Genomic DNA, 5,258 nt, shown 5'->3' with positions numbered 1-5,258 from the left:
CCACACAGTCCACCGGCCACTACCCGGTAACCATTCAGAACTACGACGGATACATCGAATCCAATAAGGGGGCCGTGGTCGAAGAGACCTACGACAAGGCACCCGAGCGAATCCTGGTGTATTCGCAGCCTGTCACCGAGATCCTCATCGGGCTCGGCCTGCAAGACAAGATCGTCGCGACGGGGCATGCGCAGAGCCCGGTCTATGAACCCTATGCCGACATCATCTCGAAGATCCCCACGTACGAGGTGAATCCCGACGGCAACTATCCGATCAAAGAGGTCATGCTCTCGTACGATCCCGACATCATTGTCGGCTGGGGCAGTTCGTTCCAAGACGGCTCACTCGGCAGCGTGAACGAATGGCACGACCGCGGAATCCACACCTATATCTTCAACAACACCGTGCCAGGCCTGGGTGACCGCAAGGTGTCGTGGATTATCGACGACATCGAAAAGCTCGGCCAGATTTTCGATGTCGAAGACCGTGCAGACGAGATGATCGCCGATATTCAGGCGCGTCTCGATGCAGACAAGGCCGCGACCGCAGATATCCCCGATGCGGACCGTCCCGGGGTACTGACGCTGCAGTTCATGTACGAAAACGAGTTCACCGGGCGTTCTCTCACCGACCTCACTGCCGACATCATCAATCTCGCCGGCGGGACCTCGTTGGATGAGGGCGGCGGCTCGAAGCAGAGCATTGAGGTGCTGATCGACAAGAATCCGGACATCATTCTGGTCGTCAACCAGCTGACCAACCCGGCAGACAAGACCATCGAAATGATCAAGCAGAATCCCCAGTTGCAAAACCTCGAGGCCGTGAAGAACAACCGGTTCATGGTCGTGGAGCACGCGGCGTTCTACTGCGGATCGATGCGAACCATCGACGCAATCGACGAGCTTTCCGCGATGATGACTCAGATGATGAACCAGGGATAATCGCCCCGGTCGCAGGCTCATGGGCCCGCCGGGAGATGGTGGTATCTTCCGGCGCGTCCACCTGTTCCACGAATAGACACCACAGGCCGTCCAAGGACTCGCAGGAATACGTCAGTGATACAGCACCCGAAACTCGAATCAGGCCTACCGGCCGCAGCTTCTGCCGGCCCGATGTCGCCAAAGCGAAAACGCTTCCCGCTCATCCCGCTCGTCGTGGCAATGACGGTCATATTGGCGGTTTCGATGATCACTTCGGTGATCTTCGGCCCGGTGCACATCACCGCCGGTGAGGCGATCTCCACCGTCGTCAAGCACATCTTCGGCGTGGCTCCCAGAGATCTGTCCGGAGTTGCGGCCGGCGGCAATGACGACATCATCTGGAATATCAGGTTCCCGCGGGCGCTGATGTCTGTGATCATCGGCGCCGGATTGGCGCTGTCGGGTGTGGCGATGCAGGCGATCGTCCGCAACCCGCTGGCAAATCCCTACATCCTGGGCATCTCGTCAGGCGCGTCCCTTGGTGCCACGATGGGTATCCTGCTCGGCAGCTTCAGCTTCTTCGGACAGTATGGTGTGGCATTCGGCTCGTTCATGGGCGCTGTGCTGACCTCATTCTTCGTCTTCGCCATTGCGTTCTCGGGCACCGGCGGCGGCAATACGATCAAGCTCCTGCTTGCGGGCATGGCAATCAGCGCAATGTGCGCTGCCTTCACCAATTTCATCATCTACATGGCGAAGGACGCCGAGGGCATCCGCTCGGTCACCTTCTGGACGATGGGCAGTCTGACCAGCGCATCATGGAGCCTGCTCATCGTGCCGACCGTGACAGTCGCGGTGATACTGGTCTTCTTCTTGACTCAGTACCGCACGCTCAATCTGCTGTTGATCGGCGAGGAGTCAGCGACCGCGCTCGGGGTGAATGTGGTGCGGCGCCGCAAGATCTACCTGGTGGCCTCCGCGCTGGTCACCGGCGCCGTTGTCTCGGCAGCAGGCACCATCGGATTCGTCGGCCTCATCATCCCCCACGTGGTGCGGATGATGGTCGGGGCCGATCACAAGCGGGTGCTCCCGCTCTCGGTACTCGGTGGTGCGATCTTCCTCGTTTGGTGCGACGTTGTGTCGCGCATTGTGATGCCCGCCAGCGAACTTCCCATCGGCATCGTCACGGGGATGATCGGCGGACCATTCTTCATCTATCTCATGCTGACCAAGAGTTACGGTTTCGGGAGCGAATAGATGGAGATCAAGATTCGCGACCTCGATGTATCCATCGAGAAGACCGCTATCGTTCACGGCGTAAATGCAAATATCGGGCCCGGTGAATTCGTCGGCATCATCGGGCCCAACGGCAGCGGTAAGTCCACTCTTCTGAAGGCCATTTACCGGGTGCTTCAGCCACGCGCCGGCCAGATCTTCTTCGATGAGACGCCCCTTGCCGGGCTGAGTTTGAAAGAGTCGGCGCGGACGCTGGGCGTGATGACCCAGGCGAATCATTTCAGCTTCGATTTCAGCGTGCAAGAAGTGGTCATGATGGGACGGGCGCCCCACAAGAAGGCTCTCGAACCAGACTATGGCGCCGACTTCGAGATCGTGCATTCCACCCTAAGACAGGTCGGCATGGACGACCTCGCCGAGCGCAAATTCAACACTCTCTCGGGCGGTGAAAGGCAGCGGGTACTGATAGCCAGGGCGCTGACCACTCAGCCGGCGGCATTGATCCTGGATGAGCCAACCAATCATCTCGACATCCACTACCAGATCAGTCTGCTCGATATCGTGCAAGGCCTCGATATCGGGGTTTTCGCGGCTATGCACGATCTCAATCTCGCCGCTGCATATTGCACCAAGCTCTACGTCATTCAGGCGGGACGGATCGTTGCCTTCGGGACCCCGAAGGATGTGCTGACCCAAGAACTCCTGCGCGAGGTATTCCGAGTGACCACCGCGATCCACGAAGACCCGGTCACCGGCCGGATCAGCATCGTATTCACCGGGATCTGATCGGGTCAGTCCTCAGGTGCCGGCAGAGTTCCTTCGCGCCAGGCCTCGATGACCTGCGCGGCAATCGACCCCGGTCCCGGCAGATTCAGCCTGCCGGCACTCACCGCCTGGTCGACATCGGCACGGCTGTACCAGTGTCCCCACTCCAGCTCGACCTGGTCGACCTGACCGGACGAATGGCTGCGCGCGACGTAGGCCAGCATCAGCGAGCGCGAGAACGGCCACGGTTGCGAACCGAGGAAACGGCAGGCGTCGATCTTGAGCTTCGCCTCTTCAGCGACCTCGCGGTGCAGCGCATTCTCGGCGCTCTCGCCCGCTTCGATGAATCCCGCCAGGATCGACACCCTATTGACGGCCCAGACAGATTGATGGGCCAAGAAGATGCGGTCGTCTTGATCGAGGACCGCAACGATGATCGCCGGGTCGGTGCGCGGAAAATGCTCCCGGCCGCAGATCACGCAGACGGCCGCGAAACCACCGTTGATATAGCGCAACTGCCCGCCGCAGCGCGGGCAGAAGCGAGTGTTCTTGTGCCAGTTGAGCACCGCCAATGCGGCGCTGACCACCTGATATTGCAGATCGCTCAGCCGGCCGTCCCGGATCGTGATCCCGTCGATCTGCTCAACCCGCTGCGCGAACCATGACGCCCCGTGGACCCGGCCGAGAAACGCGATGTCGTCGCTGAGTTCACCGGTGGTCGGCACTCCGAACGGTTCGATCGTGAATCTGGAGTCTAAGTCGACCTGAAGCAACCGGGCATCGGCCTCGGCCCACGCGTTGCGGATGAGGTCCGGATCCCGTTCCTCAGCATCGCGGTCCAGCAATGCCCGACCATCCCAGGGCGGCAGATTGAAACGGGTGAGGCTCATGCTCCGAGGTTATCGTGTGCGGTGAGCCCGGCCAGCAAGGTGATCATCGAGCGTTCATCCAGCAGTCCGGGCCGTTCGATGTGATCGGTGAGAACGTGGTAGAAGACCGCGTCCACCCGATCCACCGGTATCTGCATGCTGTGCGCCCAGGCCATCCGATAGATCGACAACTGCAACGGGTCGGCCGGAACGTTCGACGTCTTCCAGTCGACGATCTGGTAGTCATGTGCGCCATCTTCCGGCGCCGCGAAAACCGCGTCCATCCTGCCGCGCACCTGCTGGTGGCCGATGGTCAAGATGAACGGTTCCTCAATGCGCAGCGGCGTCCGCCCTGCATAGCTGCCGCGCTCGAACGCTTCGGTGAGGTTGCGGAAGAGCTGGTCGGCAGCCCCCGAAGGCTCATCCGAGGGTTCGGCGTCGAAGTCGTCATCGAGGAACCCGGTCATGCCGAAGCGCATCTCCAACCATTCGTGGAAGCGGGTGCCGATGGTGGTGCGCTGACTGATCGGCCGCGGCATCGGACGCAACACCTGCCGGGCGAAGGCGGTCTGATCCCGGTTGGCCATCATCAACGCGGACGCGGAGATCGACGCGGGCAGTACGACCTCGCTGCGTGGTCGCCGCCGCCTGCGTTCGGCTGAGATCAGCATCTCGGCAAGCGCATGCCAGCTCTCCCCCTGCCGCCGCGCATCGGCGTCGGACGCCACCAGCGGTAGCTGATCGGCGGTCCCGGCTCGCTGAATCTGCCGGGCCGCGTCGCTGAGGGCCACTAGCTTGGCCTCGTCGATCGGCACCGGCCAGCGCTGATGCAATTCGACTCCGAGTAGCGGATTCGTCTCGGAGGCTGCGGCTTCGACGTCGACCCGGGTGCCCGGCGCCTGGCGGAGTGTCCGGAAGTAGTCCGAGGGCGCCTTGACGGTCTTGCGGCCCGGAAACCAGTAGTGGCAGCTGGCCACCAACTGCGTGCGCGCGCGGGTCACCCCGACATAGATGAGCCTGTCCTCGGCCTGCCGCTGCGCGGCCGCCAGTGCCGCTTTGAAGCCCTTGTTGAGTTCTGGAGTGCTCACCTCATCCAGCTGCGGAACCCACTTCGCGTCGCCGCGCAATGCCGCCGGCATGACACCGGCCTGGGTCGTCCAGTTATCGGTGGATTGCGTGCTGGGGAATGCGGCCTTGCATAGTCCGGGTAGGAAAACAAGATCCCATTCCAAGCCTTTCGAGCGGTGCACCGTGAGTAGCTTGACCGATTCGTCGCTGCTCGGAACCGCCCGGTCGAGGCCCTGGCCTTCGTCTCGTTCGGCCTCGAACCACGCGAGCAGGCCACTGAGCGCGCCATCCCCGTCGATGTCGACATACTCCCCGACAGCGTCGGCGAATCGTTCCAGCTGCCGGCCGCGTCCCGACGCGAGCAGATCGACATCACAACTCAGCTCCAGCGCTATGCCAC

At 61.8% G+C, this 5,258-nt stretch carries 5 protein-coding genes; 3 read left to right on the top strand and 2 right to left on the bottom strand.

Going from position 1 to position 5,258, the window contains the following annotated elements; all coding sequences use genetic code 11:
- The 3 genes from AAFP05_RS08290 to AAFP05_RS08280 form a co-directional block, all read left to right on the top strand.
- Positions 1-941, top strand: a 941-nt coding sequence (locus AAFP05_RS08290; protein ID WP_341729387.1) for an ABC transporter substrate-binding protein, incomplete at its 5' end; no start/stop codon positions are given.
- Between the two features lie 171 nt (positions 942-1,112).
- Positions 1,113-2,177: an iron ABC transporter permease gene (locus tag AAFP05_RS08285; protein ID WP_341729386.1), complete on the top strand. Its 1,065-nt coding sequence runs from the start codon at positions 1,113-1,115 to the stop codon at positions 2,175-2,177.
- Positions 2,178-2,942, top strand: a complete 765-nt coding sequence (locus AAFP05_RS08280) for an ABC transporter ATP-binding protein (RefSeq protein ID WP_341729385.1) — start codon at positions 2,178-2,180, stop codon at positions 2,940-2,942.
- 5 nt (positions 2,943-2,947) lie between these two features.
- Here AAFP05_RS08280 and nudC read toward each other — a convergent pair whose 3' ends face one another.
- Together nudC and AAFP05_RS08270 are read right to left on the bottom strand one after the other, a co-directional pair.
- On the bottom strand, positions 2,948-3,811 hold the full coding sequence (gene nudC, locus AAFP05_RS08275) for an NAD(+) diphosphatase (protein ID WP_341729384.1): 864 nt from the start codon (positions 3,809-3,811) through the stop codon (positions 2,948-2,950).
- Positions 3,808-5,258: 3'-5' exonuclease (locus tag AAFP05_RS08270; protein ID WP_341729383.1), on the bottom strand; the 1,451-nt coding region annotated here is incomplete at its 5' end. The genes nudC and AAFP05_RS08270, both read right to left, overlap by 4 nt.

This window comes from Brooklawnia sp. (assembly GCF_032229645.1).
GTDB lineage: Bacteria > Actinomycetota > Actinomycetes > Propionibacteriales > Propionibacteriaceae > Brooklawnia.
Note: the sequence above shows the minus strand (reverse complement) of the source record. Positions and strands in the feature narration are given on the sequence as shown.

Excerpts from the sequence above, each read along its gene's own strand:
- AAFP05_RS08285 (WP_341729386.1), top strand. The coding sequence starts at position 1,113 with ATGTCGCCAAAGCGAAAACGCTTCCCGCTCATCCCGCTCGTCGTGGCA.
- AAFP05_RS08280 (WP_341729385.1), top strand. The coding sequence starts at position 2,178 with ATGGAGATCAAGATTCGCGACCTCGATGTATCCATCGAGAAGACCGCT.
- nudC (WP_341729384.1), bottom strand. The coding sequence starts at position 3,811 with ATGAGCCTCACCCGTTTCAATCTGCCGCCCTGGGATGGTCGGGCATTG.